The sequence below is a fragment of the Arhodomonas sp. KWT2 genome, from assembly GCF_041949875.1.
Taxonomy (GTDB): domain Bacteria; phylum Pseudomonadota; class Gammaproteobacteria; order Nitrococcales; family Nitrococcaceae; genus Arhodomonas; species Arhodomonas aquaeolei.
The window spans coordinates 89,182-109,257 of the sequence record NZ_JBHFPQ010000038.1; the positions used below are offsets into that span (position 1 = coordinate 89,182).

Below are 20,076 nucleotides of genomic sequence, written 5' to 3' on the forward strand. Positions count from 1 at the left end.
GAGATTGCAGTCCTGCGGGACTCGGCCAGACTGTCCCTGCTGGAGTATAGTGGGCGCTCCGGGCCGCTGCGCCGCGACCATGCACGGGCGGCAGACTGCGCCGCCGGGATGACAGGGAGGCCGCCATGACCCACCGTCAACGCCTGGCAAGCTGGCTGTTCGCCGGCTGGCACCTCGCACGCATGCCGGTACCCGACGACCCCGCTACGCTCGCCGCACGACGGCGCTGGTGCCGCGACCACTGCGGCGATTTCGCCGGCCGCTGGTTCGGCATCGGCGCCGCCCTGTGGCTGTTCTACGTCTTCCCGCTGCGCCCCGCGCTGCCGATGGAGACCGACTACGGCTGGCCGGGGATCGCCGCGCTCGTCGCCTTCGTCATCGGCGTGTGGTACATCGTCCGGCAGATCTACGCACAGTCCAAGGTCGGGCCGCCGCCGATCGACCCGCCCATGGACATGCGCGGGCCAGACGACCGTTAACCCCCGCGCTAGCCGGTCTGGCGCTGGAGCAGCTGCAGGTAGCCCTCGAGGACGTCGAGCAGCCGCAGGGCCTCGTCGAGGTCCGCCCTGCCGTCGTCCGCCACCGGCAGGGCATTCAGCCGCTCGCGGATATGGTGAGCATAGTCGGCGGCCGCATCCAGCGTGGTCGGGCCTTCCTCCCACGCGCCTTCGTCCTGGGTGGAATCCGTCATAATCCGTTCCCCCTCCAATGCGTCGCATGGCCCGTAGTGCGGCAGTGTACCCGCCCGCGGCGGCGGAGTTCGAATAACGACCTTGATTTGCGGTGGCGTCGATCCCATCCGGGCAGAGAGACGGTAGTCCCATTCACCCCATCAAGGAGCCAGCGATGAGCGAATTACTGGCCGGCAAGCGCGTTTGCCTGCTCGCCGAGGACGAGTTCGAGGACATCGAGCTGCTCTATCCGCTGCACCGCTTCGCCGAGGAAGGCGCTGAGGTCATCGTCGTGGGGCCGCGCAAGGCGACCTATACCGGCAAGCACGGCTGCACCGTGGAGGCCCACATCGCGTCGGCGGAAGCGGCGAGCCAGGATTTCGACATCGTCGTCGTGCCCGGGGGCTATGCACCGGACCGCATGCGCCGCCACCGCGAGATGCTGGAGATCGTGCGCCGGGCGGATACGGAGGGCCACGTGGTCGCCGCCATCTGTCACGCGCCCTGGGTGCTGATTTCCGCACGGGTCGTGGCGGACCGGCAGCTGACGGGTTTCTGGTCCATCCGGGACGATCTCGTCAACGCCGGCGCCCGTTATGTCGATGAGCCGGTGGTCACCGACGGCAATCTGGTCACCTCCCGCCACCCCCCGGACCTCGGTGCCTTCTGCCGTGCCATCATCGCGCGGAGCACCGGCGCAGCCGGGGGTGCCCCCCGATGAGCGGCGGCGCGCACCCGGGCGCCCCGGAACGCCTGTTCGTCGACCACCGCGGCGGCATCCGGCGGTGTCCGCCCGGACAATCGCCACGGACACGGGCGGGGATCCACGGGGTGCTGACCTGCAACGCCCGGGTACTGCTCGTGCGCCCGCCGGGCGGCAACTGGCTGGAGCTGCCCGGCGGCGGTATCGACCCCGGCGAGGACCCCACCAGGGCCCTGCAGCGGGAGCTGCGGGAAGAGGCGGGCGTGCGCGTTGCGGGGGTGGAACTGGCCGCCACCGCCGAGATCGCCATGCAGACGCGCTACTACGCGGCCAACCACGACGAATACTGGCACTACGACCAGACCTTCCGGCTGATCCCGCTGAGCGGTGAGCCAACGCTCCACCCGCCCGAAGAGCACGGCCATGAAGTGCTGTGGCTGCCCCTCGCCGAGCTGCACGGCGAGGCGCTGCACCATCTTCACCGTGCGGCGCTGGACCGCCTGCTCGGCCTGTGCACCTGAACACCGGGCGCACCGGCCACCCGCCGCCGCCCGGCCCCCGGACGGCAGGTTCATTGACACACCGTCACACGGGCGCCCCGGCCGCAGAGGGACGGCCTACAACCGCTCGCGCGCCGCCGCGACCCAACCGTTCACCCGCTCCTGGGAAACGACCATCTGCCGTGCCTTGAGCTGCTCGGTCAGCCGTGCGGCGTCGGTGTCCGCCAGATCGCGGAACGAGTGAATGCCAAGCTCGGCAAGGCGCTTCTGCACCGCCGCACCGATGCCCTTGATGGCGGTCAGGTCGTCCGCGCTACCGCCAGGGTTCGCCGGGGATTGCCCGGTCGCCGCGTTGGCATCCGCGCCACCGGTGTCGGGGGCACCCGCCGAGGTGGGAGCACTTGCCGGTGCGGACGCGGGCTTCGGCGAACCCTCGGCGCTGGCGGCCTCGCCGTCCCCCTGCCCGCCTGCCGGCGTGGCGGAAGCGCGGGGCGCCTGCGGGGTTGCCGGTGCCTCGGCACCCTGCCGTTTCGCCGTGGTCTCGCTCCCGCCCCGGGAACTCGTGGGCGTCGCCTGCGCCGAGCGTTCGCGGCCCTTCGACTCCGGGGCCTCGTCGATCCGCGGCAGCCACCAGAACACCATCTCCATCCAGCGTTTGAGCCATTCCGTCCACATGGCAACCTCCTGCCTATGTCACCCGATCCCCGCTCAATCTAACCGGGACGATGCAGTGCAGCAAACGAAAACCGTCGACCCGATCCGCATGGCTGGGTACCAGGGCGCAGACGTGCCCGTGCCCATCGCGTATCCTGCCCGCGGTCGGACACCTGCAGGATAGCCGCCGAACATGTCCCGTCTACTGATCAACCTACGCGACGTCCCCGACGACGAGATCCTGGAGCTGCGCGGCATGCTCGAGGCCAACGGCATCCCCTACTTCGAGACCGAGCCCAACCGCTGGGGCATCTCCATGGGGGCGATCTGGCTGGAGGACGACGACGATCTGGAACGGGCCCGGGCGCTGCTCGCCGACTACCAGGCCGAGCGCCAGCGCCGGGAGCGCAACGACTACCGCGAGCGGCTCGCACGCGGCGAGGCCGACACCCTCTGGCAGCGCGCGCGGCGCCGGCCGCTGGCAGTCCTCTTCTACTGTGCTGCCGCGGCGCTCATCCTCTACCTCTCGACCCAGCCCTTCCTGGATCTGGCACTGCCCTGAGCGGCGGTGCTCAGACCGCATCCAGCACGCGCTGATGCATCTCCCGGGCCCGTTCGTCCGGGAGCACGAAACGCACGCGCCGTACCGAGACGAGTCCACGGGCGGCCTCACGGACCGCGTGCATCGCCACCGGCGCGGCCTCCGCCATGGGATAACCGAAGGCACCGGTGGACAGCGCCGGGAAGGCGACCGACGCCAGTCCGGCGTCGTCGGCCAGCTCCAGCGCCCGGCGGTAACAGCGCGTCAGCAGCTCGTCCGAGGGCGTGTCGCGGCCGTACACCGGACCCAGACAGTGGATGACGTGCGGGTTCGGGAGTCCGTGACCGCCGGTCATCACCGCCTCGCCCGGGGCGATAGGCGCCAGCGGCGCACACTCCTGCGCGAGGCCGGAGCCAGCAGCGCGGTGGATGGCCCCGGCGACACCACCGCCCGGCATGAGGCGGGCATTGGCGGCGTTGACGACAGCGTCCATATCCGGCTGGCGGGTGATGTCGCCGACGACGCACTCGATCTGGACCTTACCGTCTCCTGTGGCCATGACCCATCCTCCGTGCCTGTCTGTGCGATCGGCCCGGTCACCGGGACCCGGCGTCCGCCGGCGGCGGCGACGGCGCCGGCCCCGCGGGGACGACCGTGCCAATGACCCGGTCCGTACGGCACACTGTGGCGGCAGCCCGCGCACCGTCAACCCGCGCGTGCCGGGATCACACCGGCAGGGAGACGCCCGATGCCCATCAACACCAACCGCTGGAACCGCTGGCGGTATACCGTCTACACCCCGATATACGATACCGTTGCCGGCGGCTTCGCGCGCCAGCGCCGTCGCGCCGTAGCGCTCGCCGGCCTGGTCCCCGGCGAACGGGTTCTCCTCTCCGGCGCGGGCAGCGGCCTAGACCTGACGGCAATCCCCACAGACACTCCGGTGACCGCGGTGGACATCACCCCGGCGATGATCGCCCGCCTGCGACGGCGCGCCCGCCGCGCCGGGCGCGAGGTGGACGCCCGGGTCATGGATGCCGCGGCGCTGACGTTCCCGCCCGCGAGCTTCGACGTGGTGTTTCTGCACCTGATACTGGCGGTGATCCCGGACCCGGTGGGCTGTATCCGGGAAGCGGCGCGGGTGCTCCGCCCCGGCGGGCGGGTGGTGATCTTCGACAAGTTTCTCGCCGACGACGCCCGGCCGGGGCTCGTGCGCCGTGCCCTCGACCCACTGGCGACCGTCCTCGCCACGGGCCTCAACCGCCGCGTCGGCCCGCTGCTGAACGCCGCCGGACTCGAGCGCGTCCATGACGAGCCCGCCGGCCTCGGCGGGCTGTTCCGGATCGTCGTCGCGCGTCCTGCTCAGGCGGTCTCCGGCCCGGCATAGAGCCGTGCCAGCGCCTGCGGGTCAGCGATACGCAGCCAGCCGCGGTGGCGCTCGATCCAGCCGGCGTGCTCGAAATCCCCGAGCAGTCGGGTGATCACCTCCCTCGCGGTGCCGAGCTCGGTGGCGAGCTGCTGGTGGGTGGCCCGTACCGTGTCCGCCTCCGCACGGTCCACAAGCAGCTCGGCGAGACGCGCATCCACCCTACGGAAGGCAAGCTCCTCGACCAGCAGCATCAGCGACTGCAATCGCGCGCCATAGCTGCGCAGCACCATGTCACGGAAGGCCGGCGAGCCCGACATCAGGTCGTCGAACACCGCCGGGGGCACCAGCAGTGCCTCGCTCGGACGCTCGGCGACGGCGGTGGCGTGATAGAGCCCCTCGTCGAGGAGACAGCCGATGGACAGCGTACACATCTGCGCCGGCAGGATGCGGTAGAGCACGATCTCGCTGCCGGCCGCGGACAGCATCTGAACGCGGATGCTGCCGCTGTGCAGTATGGGCAGACCGCTACAACGCTCCCCGAGCCCGAACACCCGCTGACCGGCCGCGAAGGCGACCTCCATGCCGTCGGTAATCAGGCGCTGCCGGGCGCGCTTGTCGAGTTCCGGCAGCCAGTCCATACCCCAGGTCGATGACACGGCACGCCCTCCCTGTCGTGGCGACCAATGGTGACAAAGTCACTGACCGATGCCGCTATTTTCCGGCATTATGACGATGGGAAAAAGGGAGGTTATAAGGATATGAAGGCAAACGTCGGCACTATCGACCGTGCGGTACGGGCCATTGTCGGGATCATTCTGATCGCGCTGGTGTTCGTGGGGCCGCAGACGCCCTGGGGCTGGATCGGCCTCATCCCCCTCGCCACCGCGGCATTCAGCTTCTGCCCGGCCTACCGGCTGCTCGGTCTCAACACCTGCCGCATCCGCGGCAGCCACTGAAACCCTTTCGGAGGGGCGGTCCGCCGCCCCCCTCCGAAGGCCGACCGATCGGCTCCTCACAGAGGTCCTGTCGTGCGTCGGTCAGTCGACCTGACACCTGACAATCCCTCTGGGAAGGTTAGTACAATGGAGGCCGTCGCAGACGAGCGGGTGACGAAGTGACCATTCCCGCGGACCTCTTTCCCGCCTCCTGGCTGTGGCTCGCCAACGCCCTGCTGGCCGCCTTGCTGGTGGCCGCCGTGCGGCGTGCGCCGTGGCGTCTGCTGGAGCGCTCCGAGCTGCAGCACGTGTTCTATGCCAGTGCCCTGCTGGTCGCGCTGCTCTGGCAGATGCGCGCCGGCATCGCCCCGGAGCTGCAGCTCCACCTGCTGGGCATGACCAGCCTCACCCTGATGTTCGGCTGGCGGCTCGCGATCGTGGCCGGCACGCTGGCGGCGGCGCTGTCCATCGTCGCCACCGGCGGTGCATGGCCGACGCTGGGTATCAGCGCGCTGCTCGGCGCCGCCCTGCCGGTGGCCATCACCCACGCGCTCTCCAGGGTGGTCGAGCGGGTCCTGCCGGCCCACTTCTTCATCTACGTATGGGTGAACGCCTTCCTGGGTGCGATGATCTCGGCGGGCACGGCCTACCTGTGTCTGATCGGCCTCGCCTCCGCGGCGGCCGCCTCGGCGGCCGCCCTCGCCCCGGACTACCTGCCGGTGCTGCCGCTGCTGATGTTCCCGGAGGGGTTCATCAACGGCGCAGTCATGACCATGCTCGTCGCTTACCGCCCGGAGTGGGTGAGCAGCTTCGACGACGAGCGCTACCTCAACCGCTGAGTACGCCCGCGTCGCGCCCGGTCAGCCGGTGACGTCGTCGCGGTGCTCGTCGATCCACAGCACCCGGTCGGAACGGGCCTGCAGGTCCGTGGACACACCGGCCGAGAAGACCGCCAGCTCGACACGCTTGCCGCTCTCCGAGAGATGCTCGACGGCGTCGATGAGATCGCCGTCGCCGGACGACAGCAGCAGTGTGTCGTAGCGGTCCCTGTGGATCAGCGCGAGGGTGGCGAGGCCGACGTCCACGCCCATCTGGCGCTGGTTGACGAGGTTGTGGGCGTCACCGCCGTGGGGACAGGCAAGGTCCACCTTGGTGCCGCAGTCCTGGCAGTAGGCGTTACGCACCCGTTCGTTCTTCAGCCCGTAGAGCTTGACGATCAGGTTCGGCCCGGCCGGGGCGGCGGTCTGCAGCCAGCCGTGGAACCGGTCACGGGCCTCGTGGGCCTCGTTCTGCACGCTGTTGAGATAGTAGCCGCGCCAGACCGGGCCGAGCTCGCGTTCGACGAGATCCCGCAGCTTGAGGTAGTCGACCCGCTGATTGGGGCCGAAGGCCTGCATGTTGACGGCGTGGATGTAGCTGGCATCGATCAGCCAGAGGCGGCGGCCGGGGGCGGTGTGGGTCGGTTCGTGCTCGCTCATGGTCCGCCAGCATACAGGAGTCGGGGAGGCGTCGCCGCCATCGCGATCCTCACCCGCCGTGACGGCGGGCGGCGCGGTTGATCTGTATGGACCAGCTCGCATGGGCGAGCACGGCCCCGAGCCCGAACACCAGCAGCGGCGCGAGTGCGCCCTCGGCGTGCTCCGGGCGGGCCCCGCGCAGCAGCCACAGCGCCACCCCACCCACCGCCAGGGTCGGCACCGTAACCACCGCGCGGCTCAACGCCGGGCTGTCCGGCAGGGCCAGTGGCCCGGCGAGCATGATGAATGCCGCCAGCGTTCCCACCCAGACCCCGGCCAGGAAGTCGCCGGGCAGCGTACCGGCAGTGAATCCCATCACCGGTGCCACCAGCACCGCCGCCAGCAACGTACCCGCGGCAAGACGCCGCCTCAGCGCCAAGAGATCCGTCCCGTTCACGCGTCCCTCCTCACTCCGTGCCGGCCGCACCGGCGCTCTATGACGCCGCGATCCTACTAAGGCGGTCACGCCGACGCCACCTCCGGCGGTCAACGCAGGCCGCACACGCATCGTCGGGGTGACGGCACGACGACCGCGCCGGTACCCTCCTGCAGGGAGGATGCAGGAGGGGGCGGCTTGATGCTGGGACGACTCGCCAAGTCTCTAATGGCGCTGGCGGTCGCGGTGGCGTTCGTGGTGATGGGCTATCGCTGGCAGCAAAGCGTGAAGGACACGATGGCGGACGCACAGGCGGTCGACGCCACGGTGATCGCCACCGGCGTCGAGCGTCAGGAGGACGACACCGGTGGCCAAACGACGGTCTCCTTCACGCCGACGGTCCGCTACCGCTTCGACTACCGCGGCGAGGGCCACACCACCGAGGGGATCTGGCCCGCGGCCACGGTCAGCGGCGAGCGGGACTGGGCGACGTCGTTCATCGAGGACTACCCGGTGGACGCGACGGTCACGGCGCACGTCCCCGACGGTGAGCCGGACCGCGCCTTTCTCGTGAACGAACGCACCTACGGGCCGTGGATCCCCATGGGCATCGGCGGCGTGCTGCTGGTGCTCTCGCTCTACGACCTGCTCCGGGCGCTACGCCCCTACCAAACCTAGCCGTGTAACCCCTCACCCCCGAGGCATACAATGTCGGCTGCGCCTGACAGCCAACATCGTCGCGGACGGGATCCCGGGCGGGTAGGTCGTGCACGGCCGCAGGCCGTGTGCAACGCTGCCGGAACGGGCCCGGAGTGTCGCACGACCTACCCGAAATTCCATTCGCTACCCTGGAGCAGGGTAAAAACACTGCGCCCCTATCCGGTCGCCTAGCGTTCGCGGCGCGCGGCAAGCCGGCGCCACAGCCAGCCGTCCGGGCGCTGCTCGCCGCTCGCCACGTAGCGGAAGACGTCCCGATTGGTCACGGTACGCTGCATCCGCGCCCGCTCCCCGTGACGCGCGCAGAGCAGCACGCGGTCCCCGCGGGCCAGGGTGCGATCCGGTCCCGGCAGCAGCCACGACGTGTCGCCGCGCTCGATCATCAGCACTTCCGCGGCAAGGGCGAGATCGCGCTCGCGTGGATCGCGCAGCAGCTCCGCCACCGTGAACGCGGCACCCTCACCCAGCGCCGTGAACAACGCCGGGGCCTCGGCTGGCCCGACGGTCAGCGTCCAGACCTCCGGCGAGGCCTCACCAACGCGGGCGTGCCAGCGCTCGAGCAGCGTCCCGATCCACTCGTCGTCTCGCTCGCGGACCGCCTGGAGGAAGCGGGGCAGCATCGGGGTGGCGAGCAGCCGGAGCATGCGCACCGCCATGATGCTGCTCGACTCCATGATCCGGTCCACCGCTGCCGCCTCGAACACGGCATGGCTCGCGCGGTCGTTCTGCCGCGCGACCAGGTAGAGCTCGCCACGAAGCTCGCGGGCGGTCATGACGATGGAGAGATTGTCGGTGTCGTCGTCCGTTGCCGCGATCACCCCGGCCACGTCCGCCGCCTCGATACCCGCCTCGCGCAGGGTCACAGCCTCGGTGCCCTTGCCGGCGATAACCGTGGTCTCCTTCATCACGGAGGCGGGCACGGTATCCGGCGTCACCAGCACCAGGTCCATGCCGTGCTCGCGCAGGCGCCGGTAGAGGGCGCGGCCCAGGGCGGTGTAGCCGCAGACGATCCAGCGCCCGGCGGGCGGCAGCCGCTCCTCGTCGGCGGTATCCGCGTGGACGCTCATCCAGCTGTAGAGGCGGTGCGCCTGCGGTGCCTCCATGGCCATGACGAAGCCGCCGGCGAAGGTGAGGTACGGATCGATGATGTAATCGGTGCCGAACGAGGCCATGTTGGCACGGGTCTCGTCGTGCTCGGCACGCGCGATCACCGGCAGCCGGGGGTTGAGCAGCTTGGTGGTGATGGCGATGTGCAGGTTGGTGTGATCGTCGTCGGTCACCGCCAGCACCGCCCGGCAGCGCGGATCACCGAGCCCCGCGGCCAGCAGGTTGTCCGTGAAGTTGGCATCGCCGCAGAGATGCGGCACGAACGAGCGCAGGCCCTCCACGCTGACCCCGTCGAGCTGGCGCTCGTCCCAGTCGATCACCACCGCGCGCCCGCCCCCGCCGGTGATTTCACGCACGAGCTGCGAGCCCGTGTCGCCGTAGCCGCAGACCAGTGTGAACGGCTCCACCAGCCGGGAGACGCTGCGGCGGAAGCGGTTCCAGGTGACCACGCGCTGGAACACCGGATCGCGGATGATGCCCACAATGGTGCCAATCGCGTAGAACCAGCTGATCACCAGCAGGTGCAGACTGACCACCACCCAAAGGCGCTGGGCCTGATTGAAGCCGGTGGGCAGCTCGCCGAACCCGATGGTCGTGGCGGTGTAGCTCACGAAGTAGAAGGCATGGAGGAAGTCCACGCGATAGGGCTCGCCGGCGGCCGTGGTGCCCTCGATGAGCACCAGCCCGAGCACGGAGACGGCGTAGGCGACGATCAGCGTGAGCAGCGGCGCGCGCATGCGCCGCAGTACCAGCGGGACGATGCGGTGACGCGGGACATCGATCAGCTCCGACATGGCCGCCGCCGCGTCAACGCTGCATGTTGACGGTCTCGATCACGAGGATGGTCACCGAGGCCAGGTTCGCCATCAGTGCCCCGCCGGAGAGCGAGACTATGCTGCCCATCACCGCCGGCGTCAGGCCCACACCGGTGACGTGCATGGACATGCCCCAGACCACCGCCGCGGTGATGAGCTGCAGGTCCGCGACCAGGCTCGCCGCCAGCAGGATGGCACCGATCTGCGTGCGCTCGCCGAACTTGAGCACGGTGGCGATGAGCGAGACCACGAGCGCCGCATACAGCTCGAAGACGTTGTGGTGAGCCGGGTTGTCGAACTCGCCGATGAAGAACCCGAAGTTCAGCGTCAGCGCGAGCAGGATGAAGAAGCCGAAGACGACCTTTTCCAGATTCATGGCGCGGCACGCTCCCGTCTGCGTTGTGCCCGGCCCGCCCGGTTCAGCCTGGCGGGTCCTCGCGGAGTTCCATGCGATCGGCGTCGCTCAGTGACACGAACCGCCCGTCCACGGTGTGGAACGAACGGCCGCCGATGTCCTTGCGGTAGACCCGGTACTCCGTGATCCCGCCGGTGCGGGTATCCACCACCCGCACGTGCACCACCTCGTGGGCCTGCTGCCACTCCATCCAGGCCATCCCCGAGACGCCGGCGAGCAGCACCGCCACCAGCGCATAGCCGGCCAGCGTCCGCGGCGACGGCCGCCGCCACGAACGGCCCGCCCGGCGGGGCGAGGAATCGCGGCGGGGCGCGGGGTCCTCGCGCCGCTGCGTGCCGGCGGTTCCGCCGGCACGCAGGCGCAGCACCACCGCGACCACCACGATCACCGTCACTGTGAGAAGAAACTGGTACACACCGCCTCCCCCATGCGGGTTACGCCACGGATTCTAACCGTCTTCGCCGCCCGCACCCAGACGCGGACGTGACACGGCCCTTCTGACGTCATTGAACCGGTCTATCATTGTCATTGGACCGGTGGAATTCACACGGCGGGGTACGGCGGTTAAGGTGAATTGAATGTCAGACTAACTAAAAAGGGGGTAGGTACGGCCATGCGCGACACCCTGGCCCGAAAGAACAACCAGTCGGAATCGCGCCGCGCACGTCACAATGACAGTGCGCGGCGCATGGTGGAGTCGTTACTCGAGCACGCGGACGTCCGCATCAACGGCGACCGTCCGTGGGACATCCAGGTCCACGACCCCCGCGTGTTCGAGCGCGCCCTCGCCTACGGCAATCTGGGGCTCGGCGAGGCCTACATGGACGGCTGGTGGGACGTGGAGTGGCTCGACGAGTTCTTTCACCGCATCCTCGCCAGCGGCATCGAGGACCAGGTCCGCCCCATGCGGCTCGCCTTCCACGCGCTGCGGGCACGGCTGCTCAACCTGCAGACCAGCCGCAAGGCCTGGGAGGTGGGCGAATCCCACTACGACCTCGGCAACGACTTCTACGAGGCCATGCTCGATCGCCGCATGACCTACACCTGCGGCTACTGGCGCGATGCCGAGGACCTCGACAGCGCCCAGGAGGCCAAGCTCGAGCTGCTCTGCCGCAAGCTCCAGCTCGAACCCGGCATGCGGGTACTCGACATCGGCTGCGGCTGGGGCAGCTTCATGAAGTATGCCGCCGAGCACTACGGTGTCGAGTGCGTCGGCCTGACCATCTCCGAGGAACAGGTCAGCCGGGGCCGCGAGGCCTGCCAGGGCCTGCCGGTGGAGTTCCGCCAGCAGGACTACCGCGAGCTTGACGAGACGTTCGAGCGCATCGTCAGCGTGGGCATGTTCGAGCACGTCGGACGCAAGAACCACGAGACCTTCATGGAAGTGGCCGAACGGTGCCTGTCCGTGGACGGGATATTCGTGCTGCACACCATCGGCAAGAACGAGACCCACACGACGCCGGATCCGTGGATCGACAAGTACATCTTCCCCAACGGGGACCTGCCGTCGCTGGTGCAGATCGGCAACGCCGCGGAGGGACGGTTCGTCACCGAGGACCTGCACAATTTCGGCGCCGACTACGACCGCACCCTGATGGCCTGGCACCAGAACTTCGAGGCGGCGTGGCCGCGTTTCCGCGAGACCTACGGCGAACGCTTCTACCGGATGTGGCGCTATTACCTGCTCTCCTGTGCCGGGGCCTTCCGCGCCCGCGACATCCAGCTCTGGCAGTTCGTGTTCACCCGCAAGGGGCTGCCCGGGGGCTACCGCCGCCCGGACATGTAACCGCGCTCAGGCCCGGACCAGCGCCGCCTCGGCGCGGTCCAGGGCCGCGGCCGTACCGGCGAGTGTCACGATGTCGCCCTCGCCGAGCACCCAGTCACCGCCCGGGGCATCCTCCCGTGTGTCGTCGCGGGTCACCGCCGAGACGCTCACCCCCATCGCCTCCAGCCCCAGCGCGTCGATGCGCTGGCCGGTGGCACGGGCGTCCGCCGCGATATTGAAGGCACGCAGCTGCAGGGCGTCCGGGTCGCTGTCGTCGCGGCCGGGGAAGAGCGCGCGCAGCAGCTCGTAGCGCCCCTGGCGGAGGTCGCGGATACGCCGGGTCACGGACGCCGGCGGCTCGCCGAGCAGGAGCAGCACATGCGAGCTCACCGTCAGCCCGGCCTCCAGCGTCTCCGGCACCACCTCCGTCGCCCCGGCCTCCTGGAGCTCGCGGAGGTAGCTGTCATCGCGGGCGCGCACCAGGATGGGCAGATGCGGATGCGCGGCGCGCAGCGCCTCCACCGTGTGCACCAGTGCCTGGGGCGCCTCCAGGGTGAACACCACCGCGCGCACCCGATCGGCACCGGCCGCGCGCAGCACGTCGACCCGCGTGCCGTCGCCATGGGCCACCGGGGCACCGGCGCCGCGGGCGTTCTCCACACGTACCGGGTCGGCGTCCAGGGCGCTCCAGGGGTAGCCCGCCTCGTCGAGCACGCGGGCGATGTGCTGCCCCACCCGGCCGAAGCCCACCAGCAGGACCCGCCCTTCGCCACTCGGCAGGGTGTGGGCGTCATCCTCGATCTCCCGGGCGGCGGCGCGACGCCTCAGCAGGCGGTCGGCGAGCGGGCCGTTGAACCGCAGCGCCAGCGGCGCCACCGCCATGGACAGCAGCAACGCGGCCAGCACCACCTGGCCGTAGGCCGGCGGCAGCAACTCGTGGGTCAGCCCCAGGGTGAGCAGCGCAAAGCCGAACTCGCCGCCGTGCGCCAGCGTCAGGCCGGTGCGCACTGCGGTCACCGTGGGCATCCGTGCCGCCCGCCCAAGGCCGAACACCAGCGCGAACTTGAACACCACCAGGGCGGCGAACAGCAGCAGGATCCACGGCCAGCCCCGGGGCAGCACGCTGAAGTCGAGCAGCATGCCGATGCTCACGAAGAACAGCGCCAGCAACACGTCCCGGAACGGGCGTATCTCCGCCTCCATGGTGTGGCGGAAGGCGCTCTCGCCGAGCATCATCCCCGCCACGAAGGCGCCGAGCGCCGGCGACAGGCCCAGGAACGCCGTCCACCACGCGGCCCCCAGCGCCACGGTCAGCGCCGCCAGGGTGAACAGCTCCCCGGAGTACAGCGCGGCCACGTGGTTCAGCGCCCGGTTGAGCACGAACCGGCCCACCAGCAGGATCACCGCCACCGCGAGCACGCCCTTGCCCAGCGCCACCGCCAGCGCCCAGCCAAGGGAGTCGTCGGAGGGCACGGCGAGCCCGGAGATCACCACCAGGAACGGCACCACCGCCAGGTCCTGAAACAGCAGGATGCCGAGGGCCGCGCGCCCGTGGGGCTGGCCCAGCTCGACCTGGTCGGTGAGCTGCTTGGTGACCATCGCGGTGGAGGACATCGCCACCACCCCCGCGATCACCAGCCCACCGGCGATACCGATGGGCGGTGCCCCGGGTACGAGCACGTCCAGCAGCAGCGAGACACCGAAGGCGGCGGCGCCGGCGATCAGCACCTCACCACCCCCGAGGCCGAGCAGCGCACCGCGCATGCGCGCCAGGTCCGGCAGCGAGAACTCCAGGCCGATGGAGAACAGCAGCAGGACCACGCCGAGCTCGGCGAGGGAGCGGATCGTCTCGAGATCGTGGACCACCCCCAGCGCGGTGGGGCCCGCCACCAGACCGACGGCGAGGTAGCCGAGCACCGCGGGCAGCCGCAGACGCAGGAACACCGCCGCGGCACCCACGGCGATGAGCAGGATGAGCAGGAGCTCGGCGAAACCCTCAGGTGTGTGCATGCGCGCATTCCCGTCACGTTGACGGGCGCCATGCTATCCGAATTCCGCGGACGAACGGAAAACGCCGGGCGTTACGCCATCCCGCGCAGGTGCCCGTCCTCCACGGCGAACACCCGGTCCACCGGCGGCAGCGCCTCGACGTCGTGGGCGAGCAGCACGGCGGTACGGCCGACGAGCCAGCGGTCCAGCCGCGTCGCTACGGTGGCCGCCGTCTCCCGGTCCAGGCCGGTGAAGGGCTCGTCCAGCACCACCACCGGCGCGTCCCGGAGCACCACCCGCGCCAGCGCGAGCCGCCGGGCCTGGCCACCGGAGAGACGCTGGCCGTGCTCACCCACCCAGGTCGCGAGACCGTCCGGTAACGCCTCGACGAATGCGGACAGGTCAGCCACCTCCAGCGCGTGCCAGAGCGCCCCTTCGCCGGCCCCGGGGGCGGCGATGCGCAGGTTGGCGGCGACGGTGTCGTCGAACAGCTCGGTGCGCTGGGTGAGATAGGCGAGACGCCGGCGCAGGGCCGGGCGATCGAGGGACAGCAGCGCCACCCCGCCCAGGCGCACCTCCCCGGCGGTGGGATCGATCAGCCGCGCGCACAGGTCCGCCACCGAACTCTTGCCACTGCCGGACGCGCCGGTGACGGCGACCCGCTCTCCCGGCGCGACCGTCATCGCGGCACCGTCCAGCACCGGCGGCATCCAGGACGCGTAACGCAGGCTCACGCCGGCGAGCTCGAGGCCCGTATCCGTCGGCGGCGCCGTGGACCTATCCGGTGTCGGCAGCGCGGACTCGCAGGCGACCTGTGCGGTGAGCCGGCGGGCCGAGGCCCGGACCCGGCCGAGCTGAACAAAGGCGGAGGGCAGTGCGACGAACAGCTCGCCCAGCCCGAGTACCGCCAGGGCCATGAGCACCACCACCGCGGCGGAGACCGTCCCCGCGCCGTAAGCGATGGCGCCGAGCCCCAGCGCGGTGACACCCGCAAGCTGGATGCCGGCGAGCATCACGGCCTCCCCCGCCGCCGCGCGGCGCGCGAGGCGCCGCTGGTCCGCGGTGAGGCGCGCCTCCCGGGCAAGCATGGCCTCGCGATGATGCCGGCCACTGCCGAACGCGAGCAGCTCCGCCAGGCCCTCGACGTGGGCGACCACCGTCACCCGCAACGCCTCGGTCTCCGCTGCCACGCGCTCGGTCAGCGCCAGCCCGCCCCGCGCGGCGGCCGCGTTCACCGCGGCCCAGAGGATCAGCAACGCCACGGCGACGACGAGCGCGATCGACGGCGCGAACACAGCGAGCAGTGCGGCCAGCAGCACGACCGCCACGAGCGCCACCAGCGGCGGCGCGAGCACCCGGAGATAGAGGGTATCCAGCTCATCGATGTCCGCGGTCAGGCGGTTGAGCAGCGTCGCCGCACGGAAGCGCGCGAGGGTCGCCGGGTCGAGCCGTGTCAGCCGGGTGAACACGGCAGTGCGCAGCTCGGCGAGCAGACGCAGGACCGTGTCGTGGTTGTACAGCCGTTCCGCGTAGCGGGCCGCGGTCCGGGTCAGCGCGAACGCACGGATCCCCCCGCCGGGGACGTAGATGTTCAGCGCGGCCGTCGCCCCCGCTGCCCAGAGCGCCGCGGTCACCGCCGTGGCGGTAATGAACCAGCCGGATAACGCAAGCAGGCCGGTGGCCGCCACGGTGGTGAGCAACAGCAGCGCGGCTCCGGCGACGAGCCTCAACCGGTAGCCGCGGAGGACGCGGAGATACGGCCTCAGGTCACGCCACATCGCGCCGCGCTCCCGCCAGGTGGACCACCCGGTCCGCCAGCGCCGTGAGCACCGGGTCGTGACTGGCGATGACCAGCGTGCGGCCGGCCTCGCGCAGCGCCGCAAGCCCCGCGACGACCTGCTGACGGGTCGCGGCATCCAGCGCGCTGGTGGGCTCGTCCAGCAGCACCAGCGGCGCGGACGACACGAACACCCGCGCGAGGGCCAGGCGCTGCGCCTGGCCGCCGGAAATGCCGTAACCCCGCTCGCCCACCCGGCTATCCAACCCGTCCGGCATCGCCTCGGCGAACGCCAGCACGCCTGCCCGCCGGGCGGCCTCGTGCACCGCGTCGTCCTCGACCGGCTGCGCCGAGCCGAGACGGATGTTACCCGCCAGGGTCTCCGGCACCACCAGCGGCCGCTGACCGAGCCAGGCGACGGCGCCGACGCCCCCCGCGCGTACCCGGCCCTCGTCGGGCGCCTGGAAACCCGCGATCAACCTCAGCAGCGTGGTCTTGCCCGCCCCGGTGGCCCCGGTGATCACCACGCAGCTGCCCGCCGGCACGCTGAGCGACAGCGGCCCGAACACCCGGGCGTGATCCGCCGTACCCACGGTCACGGCCTCCAGCTCCAGCGCCCCCGGCGGCAACGCCGGGTCGGCGGTGTCGCTCACCGCCGCCGGCCGCTCGAGCACGTCGAGCAGCTCCGCCGCGGCACCGATAGCGGCGGCGCGGTCGTGGTAATGCTGCGAGAGGGTGCGCAACGGCTGGAAGAATTCCGGGGCGAGCAGCAGGATGAACAGCCCGCTGAACAGCGTCAGCGCCGGCGCCGGCCCGAAGGCCACGTAGCCGAGCAGGCCGAAGCCGATATAGATGGCGACCACGGCGATCGCCACCGACGAGAAGAACTCCAGCACCGCGGAAGAGAGGAAGGCGACGCGCAGGGTCCGCAGGCTCCGCCGGCGATAGCCGTCGGCGGCAGCGGCCACGGCCTCGATGCTGCGCTCGCCGTGATCGAAAAGCGCCAGGGTCGACAGGCCGCGGATGCGGTCGAGAAAATGGCCGGACAGCCGGCTCAGTTCCCGGAACTGAGCCCGGTTCAGCCGCTCTGCACCCATGCCCACGAGCGCCATGAACAGCGGGATCAACGGCGCCGAGGCCACCAGGAAAAGCGCGGCGAGCCAGTCGAGCCACGCGACCACGACCAGTATCGCCAGCGGCGAGACCACCGCCAGCACCATCTGCGGGAGGAAACGCGCATAGTAGCCCTCCAGCGCCTCCGCCTGCTCCACCACCCGGCTGGCGAGCCCGGCGGAGGGCTCCGCCGCGACCCCCACCGGGCCGAGGGCGTCCAGGCGGGTGAGCAGCTCGCGGCGTACGTCGCCGCGAACCCGCAGGCCCGCCTCGATTCCGGCGTGCTGACGGGCGTACTCGGCGCCGGCGCGCACCAGTACCGCGGCGACGAGCACCACGAACGCGACGGGGGGGACGTCGACGCCGCTATCGAGCATCGCCGCGACGAGCCACGCGAAGGTCCCGGCCTGGACGACGACCGCGGCGGTCTGCACCAGCCCCGCGGCCACCGCCGCACCGAGGGGCCCGCGCACGGATCGTGCGCGGGCGTCGAGCCACCGCCGCGGCGCCGCCTCCCCCGCCACCGGCGGTCAGTGGTAGCCGGCGTCGGCGCTGACCTTGCCGCGGAAGACCCAGTAGGTCCAGGCGGTGTAGGTCAGCACGATGGGGATGACGAAGAGCACGCCGATGAGCAGGAACAGCTGCGACTCCGGCGCGGACGCCGCCTCGCGGAAGGTGAACGCCGGCGGCACCACGTACGGCCACTTGCTCACCAGCAGGCTCAGGTACGTGAACACGAACACCGCCATGGTCGCCACGAAGGGCACGCCCTCCTGGCGCCGGCGGACGGCCCGGTAAAGGACACCGGCAGCGGCCAGGGTGAGCGCAGGCAGGATCCAGATCGTGCTGAGATTGCCGAACCAGCGCTCCCGCACCATGTCATCCACCAGTGGCGTCCACACGCCGATGATCGCGAACACCACCAGCACCGCGGCGAGCAGCCGGGGGCTGAGCCGGTATGCCCACTCCTGGAGCTCGCCTTCGGTCTTGAGGATCAGCCAGTTGGTGCCGAGCAGCGCGTAGCCCAGCAGCAGCCCGATACCGGTGAGCGCGGTGAACGGCGTCAGCCAGTCGAGTGCGCCGCCGGCGTAGACGCCGTCGACGGTATTGAATCCCTGGATGTAGGCACCGACCACGGCCCCCTGCGCGAACGCGGCCACTGTCGAGCCGCCGGCGAACGCCCAGTTCCACAGGTAACGCGAGCGCTGCGCCTTGAAGCGGAACTCGAAGGCCACGCCACGGAATATCAGCCCGGCGAGCAACAGGAACACGCCGATGTAGAGCGCCGGCAACAGCACCGAGTAGACCCGTGGGAACGCCCCCAGCAGCCCGGCGCCGCCGAGCACCAGCCAGGTCTCGTTGCCGTCCCACACCGGGGCCACCGAGTTCATCATTGCATCCCGCGAGCGTTCGTCCGGGGCGAAGGGGAAGAGCACCCCCACGCCCAGGTCGAAGCCGTCCATGAGCACGTACATCACCACGCCGAAGGCGATGATGACGGCCCAGATCATCGTGATATCGATCGTTCCCATGACTGCTTACCTCCCGGCCCGGGCCGTGTCCTCGTCGAATGGCGTGTGCGCCGCCGACAGCGGGCGCATCGGCCGGTCGGACTCGTTCTCCGACTCCTCCGAGATGCCCTGGTGCACCACCCGGGTCAGGTAGTAGCCGCCCGAGACGAAGACCACGGCATAGACGAGGACGTAGCCGATCAGGCTGAACAGCGCCATGCCGCCGGTGAGCGACGGCGTCACCCCCTCGGACTGGGTCATCACGCCGTAGACCAGCCAGGGCGCACGACCGACCTCGGTGGTAAACCACCCGGCCAGGACCGCCAGAAACGGGGTGAGCGCCATCAGCCGCAGCCCCTGAAGATAGCCCCTGGCGTCATACAGCCGCCCCTTCCAGCGCAGCCATGCGCCCCAGAAGGCGAAGCCGATCATCAGCAGCCCGAGGCCAACCATCACGCGGAAAGACCAGAACACGATCGCCACCGGCGGTTGCTCGTCCCGCGGTGCCTCGGTGACGCCGGGGACCTCGCCGTTCCATTCATGGGTCAGAATCAGGCTCGCCAGATTGGGGATGCCCACCTCGATGGCGTTGTCCTGGGCGTCCTGGTCCGGCAGCGCGAACAGCAGCATCGGCGCCCCGGCCTCACGCTCCCAGTTGCCCTCCATGGCCGCCACCTTGGTGGGCTGGTGCTCCAGCGTCATCAGCCCGTGCATATCCCCCACCAGGAGCTGGCCGGGGGCGATGAACAGCAGCAGCCACAGCGTCATCGACAGGGCACGGCGGTTGGCCGGCACGTCGTGCCCGCGCAGCAGGTAGTACGCGCTCACACCGGTGACCACGAACCCGCCCGTTAGGAACGAGGCCAGCGCCATGTGGAAGAAGCGATACCAGAACGACGGGTTGAAGATCGCCTCGCCCCAGGCGGTGACGTGGAAGACGCCGTCACGCAGCTCCACGCCCGCCGGCGTCTGCATCCAGCTGTTCGCCGACAGGATCCAGAACGAGGAGATGAAGGTGCCGAGCGCGACCATGACCGCCGCGAACAGATGGGTGCCCGGCGGGACCTTGTTGCGCCCGAACAGCAGCACGCCGAGGAAGGCGGCTTCCAGGAAGAACGCGGTGACCACTTCATAGGAGAGCACCGGCCCCATGAAGTTCGCCGTGGCCTGGGCAAAGTTGCTCCAGTTCGTGCCGAACTGGAACGACATCACGATGCCCGAGACCACGCCCATGCCGAACACGACGGCGAACACGCGGCTCCAGAAGCCCGACAGCCGCGCCCAGACCGGGTCCTCGGTGCGGTAGAACAGCCCTTCGAGGACCGCGATATAGGACGCGAGCCCGATCGTGAAGACGGGAAATATGGCGTGAAAGGAGACTACGAACGCGAACTGTATTCGCGACAGGAGCAATGGGTCGAGTTCCATGACGATACCCCGGTTTCTAGAGAGACATTCCCTGGCGACGGGCCTTGTCAGGACGCCGCGCCCGCCCCTGGAGGTCCGCCGTACCGCTCCTCCCCTCGACAACGATCATTGTTCTATGACAATGCGAGTGAACGCACGTTCACTCATTGTGGAGGTCATCCTCCGACCCCGCA

23 protein-coding genes are annotated in these 20,076 nt (G+C 70.2%); 9 read left to right on the forward strand and 14 right to left on the reverse strand.

Going from position 1 to position 20,076, the window contains the following annotated elements:
• Positions 1-125 precede the first annotated feature (125 nt).
• On the forward strand, positions 126-479 hold the full coding sequence (locus tag ACEZHJ_RS06595) for a hypothetical protein (RefSeq protein ID WP_018717128.1): 354 nt from the start codon (positions 126-128) through the stop codon (positions 477-479).
• 8 nt (positions 480-487) lie between these two features.
• On the opposite strand, the gene ACEZHJ_RS06600 is transcribed toward ACEZHJ_RS06595, so the two are convergent.
• Complete coding sequence (locus ACEZHJ_RS06600) at positions 488-691, reverse strand: hypothetical protein (protein ID WP_018717129.1); 204 nt, start codon at positions 689-691, stop codon at positions 488-490.
• 155 nt (positions 692-846) lie between these two features.
• Between ACEZHJ_RS06600 and ACEZHJ_RS06605 the strand changes: the two genes are divergently transcribed.
• Positions 847-1,392 carry a type 1 glutamine amidotransferase domain-containing protein gene (locus ACEZHJ_RS06605; RefSeq protein ID WP_018717130.1) on the forward strand — a complete coding sequence of 182 codons (546 nt, stop codon included), beginning with the start codon at positions 847-849 and terminating at the stop codon, positions 1,390-1,392.
• The gene (locus ACEZHJ_RS06610) at positions 1,389-1,895 is read left to right on the forward strand and encodes an NUDIX domain-containing protein (protein ID WP_163139207.1); all 507 of its coding nucleotides are present in this window, start codon (positions 1,389-1,391) and stop codon (positions 1,893-1,895) included. The genes ACEZHJ_RS06605 and ACEZHJ_RS06610 overlap by 4 nt, the downstream gene beginning before the upstream one ends.
• 96 nt (positions 1,896-1,991) lie before the next feature.
• Here the strand turns inward: ACEZHJ_RS06610 and ACEZHJ_RS06615 are convergent, their stop codons facing one another.
• Complete coding sequence (locus ACEZHJ_RS06615; RefSeq protein ID WP_163139208.1) at positions 1,992-2,549, reverse strand: DUF4332 domain-containing protein; 558 nt, start codon at positions 2,547-2,549, stop codon at positions 1,992-1,994.
• A gap of 172 nt (positions 2,550-2,721) precedes the next feature.
• Here ACEZHJ_RS06615 and ACEZHJ_RS06620 point away from each other — a divergent pair, with 172 nt between their 5' ends.
• A complete protein-coding gene (locus tag ACEZHJ_RS06620) occupies positions 2,722-3,090 on the forward strand; it encodes a DUF6164 family protein (RefSeq protein WP_018717133.1) in 369 nt (122 codons plus the stop codon).
• A 10-nt stretch (positions 3,091-3,100) separates the two neighbouring features.
• Here the strand turns inward: ACEZHJ_RS06620 and ACEZHJ_RS06625 are convergent, their stop codons facing one another.
• Entirely contained in the window at positions 3,101-3,628 is a 528-nt protein-coding gene (locus tag ACEZHJ_RS06625; RefSeq protein WP_163139209.1) for a macro domain-containing protein, read from the reverse strand.
• A gap of 189 nt (positions 3,629-3,817) precedes the next feature.
• Here ACEZHJ_RS06625 and ACEZHJ_RS06630 point away from each other — a divergent pair, with 189 nt between their 5' ends.
• Entirely contained in the window at positions 3,818-4,456 is a 639-nt protein-coding gene (locus ACEZHJ_RS06630) for a class I SAM-dependent methyltransferase (RefSeq protein ID WP_163139210.1), read from the forward strand.
• Here the strand turns inward: ACEZHJ_RS06630 and ACEZHJ_RS06635 are convergent.
• The gene (locus ACEZHJ_RS06635; RefSeq protein ID WP_163139211.1) at positions 4,432-5,094 is read right to left on the reverse strand and encodes a Crp/Fnr family transcriptional regulator; all 663 of its coding nucleotides are present in this window, start codon (positions 5,092-5,094) and stop codon (positions 4,432-4,434) included. The two genes, ACEZHJ_RS06630 and ACEZHJ_RS06635, sit on opposite strands and share 25 nt — an antisense overlap.
• Positions 5,095-5,196: 102 nt before the next feature.
• On the opposite strand from ACEZHJ_RS06635, the gene ACEZHJ_RS06640 reads away from it, so the two are divergent.
• Both ACEZHJ_RS06640 and ACEZHJ_RS06645 read left to right on the forward strand, forming a co-directional pair.
• Positions 5,197-5,394 (forward strand): DUF2892 domain-containing protein, encoded by a 198-nt coding sequence (locus ACEZHJ_RS06640; RefSeq protein ID WP_018717137.1) that lies wholly within the window; start codon positions 5,197-5,199, stop codon positions 5,392-5,394.
• Between the two features lie 158 nt (positions 5,395-5,552).
• Positions 5,553-6,212: an energy-coupling factor ABC transporter permease gene (locus tag ACEZHJ_RS06645; protein ID WP_163139212.1), complete on the forward strand. Its 660-nt coding sequence runs from the start codon at positions 5,553-5,555 to the stop codon at positions 6,210-6,212.
• Between the two features lie 21 nt (positions 6,213-6,233).
• Here the strand turns inward: ACEZHJ_RS06645 and ACEZHJ_RS06650 are convergent, their stop codons facing one another.
• Together ACEZHJ_RS06650 and ACEZHJ_RS06655 are read right to left on the reverse strand one after the other, a co-directional pair.
• On the reverse strand, positions 6,234-6,851 hold the full coding sequence (locus tag ACEZHJ_RS06650) for an NYN domain-containing protein (RefSeq protein ID WP_018717139.1): 618 nt from the start codon (positions 6,849-6,851) through the stop codon (positions 6,234-6,236).
• Between the two features lie 49 nt (positions 6,852-6,900).
• A complete protein-coding gene (locus ACEZHJ_RS06655) occupies positions 6,901-7,287 on the reverse strand; it encodes a hypothetical protein (protein ID WP_163139213.1) in 387 nt (128 codons plus the stop codon).
• Between the two features lie 180 nt (positions 7,288-7,467).
• Here ACEZHJ_RS06655 and ACEZHJ_RS06660 point away from each other — a divergent pair, with 180 nt between their 5' ends.
• Positions 7,468-7,944, forward strand: a complete 477-nt coding sequence (locus tag ACEZHJ_RS06660) for a DUF3592 domain-containing protein (RefSeq protein WP_240466128.1) — start codon at positions 7,468-7,470, stop codon at positions 7,942-7,944.
• Positions 7,945-8,153: 209 nt separating this feature from the next.
• Here the strand turns inward: ACEZHJ_RS06660 and ACEZHJ_RS06665 are convergent, their stop codons facing one another.
• From ACEZHJ_RS06665 to ACEZHJ_RS06675, 3 genes are read right to left on the reverse strand one after another with little or no spacing between them, the layout of a single operon-like run.
• Entirely contained in the window at positions 8,154-9,884 is a 1,731-nt protein-coding gene (locus ACEZHJ_RS06665; RefSeq protein ID WP_375036357.1) for a TrkA family potassium uptake protein, read from the reverse strand.
• Between the two features lie 13 nt (positions 9,885-9,897).
• On the reverse strand, positions 9,898-10,281 hold the full coding sequence (locus ACEZHJ_RS06670) for a DUF6394 family protein (RefSeq protein ID WP_018717143.1): 384 nt from the start codon (positions 10,279-10,281) through the stop codon (positions 9,898-9,900).
• 43 nt (positions 10,282-10,324) lie between these two features.
• The gene (locus ACEZHJ_RS06675) at positions 10,325-10,735 is read right to left on the reverse strand and encodes a hypothetical protein (RefSeq protein WP_163139217.1); all 411 of its coding nucleotides are present in this window, start codon (positions 10,733-10,735) and stop codon (positions 10,325-10,327) included.
• 198 nt (positions 10,736-10,933) lie between these two features.
• Here ACEZHJ_RS06675 and cfa point away from each other — a divergent pair, with 198 nt between their 5' ends.
• On the forward strand, positions 10,934-12,106 hold the full coding sequence (gene cfa, locus ACEZHJ_RS06680) for a cyclopropane fatty acyl phospholipid synthase (protein WP_163139218.1): 1,173 nt from the start codon (positions 10,934-10,936) through the stop codon (positions 12,104-12,106).
• A 6-nt stretch (positions 12,107-12,112) separates the two neighbouring features.
• On the opposite strand, the gene ACEZHJ_RS06685 is transcribed toward cfa, so the two are convergent.
• The 5 genes from ACEZHJ_RS06685 to ACEZHJ_RS06705 all read right to left on the reverse strand — a co-directional run bounded on the left by ACEZHJ_RS06685 (position 12,113) and on the right by ACEZHJ_RS06705 (position 19,903).
• Positions 12,113-14,095, reverse strand: coding sequence for a cation:proton antiporter (locus ACEZHJ_RS06685; RefSeq protein WP_163139219.1), 1,983 nt, complete (start codon positions 14,093-14,095; stop codon positions 12,113-12,115).
• Positions 14,096-14,166: 71 nt separating this feature from the next.
• Complete coding sequence (cydC, locus tag ACEZHJ_RS06690) at positions 14,167-15,852, reverse strand: thiol reductant ABC exporter subunit CydC (protein ID WP_163139220.1); 1,686 nt, start codon at positions 15,850-15,852, stop codon at positions 14,167-14,169.
• On the reverse strand, positions 15,842-17,437 hold the full coding sequence (gene cydD, locus ACEZHJ_RS06695; protein WP_240466125.1) for a thiol reductant ABC exporter subunit CydD: 1,596 nt from the start codon (positions 17,435-17,437) through the stop codon (positions 15,842-15,844). The genes cydC and cydD overlap by 11 nt, the downstream gene beginning before the upstream one ends.
• A 57-nt stretch (positions 17,438-17,494) precedes the next feature.
• Positions 17,495-18,496 (reverse strand): cytochrome d ubiquinol oxidase subunit II, encoded by a 1,002-nt coding sequence (cydB, locus tag ACEZHJ_RS06700; RefSeq protein WP_163139222.1) that lies wholly within the window; start codon positions 18,494-18,496, stop codon positions 17,495-17,497.
• Between the two features lie 6 nt (positions 18,497-18,502).
• Entirely contained in the window at positions 18,503-19,903 is a 1,401-nt protein-coding gene (locus ACEZHJ_RS06705; RefSeq protein ID WP_163139223.1) for a cytochrome ubiquinol oxidase subunit I, read from the reverse strand.
• Between the last annotated feature and the right edge of the window lie 173 nt (positions 19,904-20,076).

What these genes read in the sequence shown, in the direction of transcription:
- ACEZHJ_RS06705 (WP_163139223.1), bottom strand. Translation starts at nt 19,903, where the DNA reads ATGGAACTCGACCCATTGCTCCTGTCGCGAATACAGTTCGCGTTCGTA.
- ACEZHJ_RS06660 (WP_240466128.1), top strand. Translation starts at nt 7,468, where the DNA reads ATGCTGGGACGACTCGCCAAGTCTCTAATGGCGCTGGCGGTCGCGGTG.
- ACEZHJ_RS06610 (WP_163139207.1), top strand. Translation starts at nt 1,389, where the DNA reads ATGAGCGGCGGCGCGCACCCGGGCGCCCCGGAACGCCTGTTCGTCGAC.
- cydC (WP_163139220.1), bottom strand. Translation starts at nt 15,852, where the DNA reads ATGTGGCGTGACCTGAGGCCGTATCTCCGCGTCCTCCGCGGCTACCGG.
- ACEZHJ_RS06630 (WP_163139210.1), top strand. Translation starts at nt 3,818, where the DNA reads ATGCCCATCAACACCAACCGCTGGAACCGCTGGCGGTATACCGTCTAC.
- ACEZHJ_RS06620 (WP_018717133.1), top strand. Translation starts at nt 2,722, where the DNA reads ATGTCCCGTCTACTGATCAACCTACGCGACGTCCCCGACGACGAGATC.
- cfa (WP_163139218.1), top strand. Translation starts at nt 10,934, where the DNA reads ATGCGCGACACCCTGGCCCGAAAGAACAACCAGTCGGAATCGCGCCGC.
- ACEZHJ_RS06600 (WP_018717129.1), bottom strand. Translation starts at nt 691, where the DNA reads ATGACGGATTCCACCCAGGACGAAGGCGCGTGGGAGGAAGGCCCGACC.
- ACEZHJ_RS06650 (WP_018717139.1), bottom strand. Translation starts at nt 6,851, where the DNA reads ATGAGCGAGCACGAACCGACCCACACCGCCCCCGGCCGCCGCCTCTGG.
- ACEZHJ_RS06665 (WP_375036357.1), bottom strand. Translation starts at nt 9,884, where the DNA reads ATGTCGGAGCTGATCGATGTCCCGCGTCACCGCATCGTCCCGCTGGTA.
- ACEZHJ_RS06685 (WP_163139219.1), bottom strand. Translation starts at nt 14,095, where the DNA reads ATGCACACACCTGAGGGTTTCGCCGAGCTCCTGCTCATCCTGCTCATC.
- ACEZHJ_RS06595 (WP_018717128.1), top strand. Translation starts at nt 126, where the DNA reads ATGACCCACCGTCAACGCCTGGCAAGCTGGCTGTTCGCCGGCTGGCAC.
- ACEZHJ_RS06615 (WP_163139208.1), bottom strand. Translation starts at nt 2,549, where the DNA reads ATGTGGACGGAATGGCTCAAACGCTGGATGGAGATGGTGTTCTGGTGG.
- ACEZHJ_RS06670 (WP_018717143.1), bottom strand. Translation starts at nt 10,281, where the DNA reads ATGAATCTGGAAAAGGTCGTCTTCGGCTTCTTCATCCTGCTCGCGCTG.
- ACEZHJ_RS06640 (WP_018717137.1), top strand. Translation starts at nt 5,197, where the DNA reads ATGAAGGCAAACGTCGGCACTATCGACCGTGCGGTACGGGCCATTGTC.
- ACEZHJ_RS06625 (WP_163139209.1), bottom strand. Translation starts at nt 3,628, where the DNA reads ATGGCCACAGGAGACGGTAAGGTCCAGATCGAGTGCGTCGTCGGCGAC.
- cydB (WP_163139222.1), bottom strand. Translation starts at nt 18,496, where the DNA reads ATGGGAACGATCGATATCACGATGATCTGGGCCGTCATCATCGCCTTC.
- ACEZHJ_RS06605 (WP_018717130.1), top strand. Translation starts at nt 847, where the DNA reads ATGAGCGAATTACTGGCCGGCAAGCGCGTTTGCCTGCTCGCCGAGGAC.